2 protein-coding genes are annotated in these 1,860 nt (G+C 28.9%); both read right to left on the bottom strand.

All coding sequences use genetic code 11. From position 1 onward, the window contains the following. Window positions 1-172: 172 nt before the first annotated feature. Window positions 173-1,180, bottom strand: coding sequence for an AmmeMemoRadiSam system radical SAM enzyme (gene amrS / locus U9R42_12720; protein ID MEA3496880.1), 1,008 nt, complete (start codon window positions 1,178-1,180; stop codon window positions 173-175). A gap of 11 nt (window positions 1,181-1,191) precedes the next feature. Beyond that, window positions 1,192-1,725, bottom strand: coding sequence for an AmmeMemoRadiSam system protein A (gene amrA, locus U9R42_12715; GenBank protein ID MEA3496879.1), 534 nt, complete (start codon window positions 1,723-1,725; stop codon window positions 1,192-1,194). Window positions 1,726-1,860: the final 135 nt, after the last annotated feature.

Here is a 1,860-nt window from a genome sequence, read left to right as displayed (position 1 = left end):
TAGGGAATGGGGCAATTCCTGATTTTCAAAACCTGCACTCATTACTTTTTAGAGTGGACTCATTATTTCAGTATTCGTTATTCCTTGTTCTGTATTCGATATTATTTTCATCTGTTTATATTTTTGTTAAGTGTTCATTCTCTATTGTTTAAGTTTTAAGGTACTTGTAATTTTAGTTCAATTTAACTACTTCCTCTTTGCAATATTTGCATTTGCCATTTTTATTCAAATTTTTGATAAATGTGGAATAGCCTGTTCTTTTTATTAACAATTCCCCACAGTTGGGACAATAAGTATTTTGTCCTTTTGAAGTTGAGATGTTTCCAAGATACACAAAATTAAGATATTCTTTTGCTATTTCGTAAAGTTGTAAAAGTTTGTTTTCAGGAGTAGGGGGAATATTCATTTTATGATTCGGAAAATATCTTGAGAGGTGTAAAACAGTGTCTTGTCCTGTTTCATTTGCTATCCATTTTAGCATTTCTCTAAATTCTTTTTCATCATCATTTAATGTTGGAATAATTAGATTGGTTAGTTCAATGTGTTTCCCCTTTTTGCTGATTGCTTTAATGTTTTTTAAAACAGGCTCAAGTTTCGCTTCTGTTTGTTGTTTGTAAAAATTATTATTGAAAGCTTTAAGGTCAATATTAAAAGCGTCTGTAAAATTTAGAAGTTCTTCAAGTGGTTTTTCGTTGATAAATCCATTTGTTACAACAACATTTTTTAGGTCAATTTTTTTAGATTCTTTTGCAATTTCAAGCATAAATTCATACCAAACTGTAGGTTCATTGTAAGTAAAAGCAATACCAATGTTGTTTTTGTTTTGTTTTGATTTCTCAATTATTTCTGTTGGTGAATAATTTTGTAAATAGTTGAAATCCGAAACCTTTGTTTGTGATATTTCCCAATTTTGACAAAATTTACATTTAAGGTTGCATCCGATACTTCCTACTGAAAAAATAATATTGCCGGGGTAAAAATGGTAAAGAGGTTTTTTTTCTATTGGGTCAAATGAAAGTGAGCAGGTTTTTCTGTAATTTTCGGAATAGAGTTCACCCTTAATATTTTTTCTTACATTGCAAATTCCAATTTCGCCATTTGCTATTATGCAATTATGTGGGCAAAGCAGGCATTGAACTTTTTTGTTTTCTAATTTTGTATAAAATTTTGCTTTTTGCATGTTTAAATAAATTAATGATATCGTGTTGCTGTAAACAAAAAATATTTAAGTCCTTGATTGGATTTTTGAAAAATTCCTGCTTTTCTTTTAACTATTTTAAGCTGTTCTCTTGCTGTATCGATTCCTGAAATGTTAGGAAGTAAAATGGCTTTTCTTCCATATATATCGGAAGCTATAAGACCATATTTTTTTGTATCCCAATTTATTTTGCCTTCATATTTTTCAGCTAAGGAAAGTACGTCAACAGAAACTTCAATATTTTCAACTTCTTGTTTTGATATTTCAATAAACCTGCTATCCCTTGTTGCGGCTGCAATGCTGTTTCGGATTATTTCTAAATGCAGGTTTTCTTCTATGGGTTCAAGAGTGCCTATGCAACCTCTTAAGTCTCCGTTTGTATTATGAATGGAAACAAAACAAGCTCTTTTTACTAAAAGCTCATTATCAGGAGTTTTGCTTTCAATTTCATCAGTATTTCCTTTTGTAAATTCAGCAATAATCGAATCAAGTGCTAATTGAGCATATTTTGTTTTGGGCTGGTACATGAATATTCCTTTATGTTAATAATTTCAATTTATTTTAGCACAAAGTTAGTTAATTTTTATTAGATTATTGAATTTCTTAATAAATTATTACCTTTGATAATATTTAAATGTTCAGAATTAAATAAATACAAAATA

The sequence above is a fragment of the Bacteroidota bacterium genome, assembly GCA_034723125.1.
GTDB lineage: Bacteria > Bacteroidota > Bacteroidia > CAILMK01 > JAAYUY01 > JAYEOP01.
Note: the sequence above shows the minus strand (reverse complement) of the source record. Positions and strands in the feature narration are given on the sequence as shown.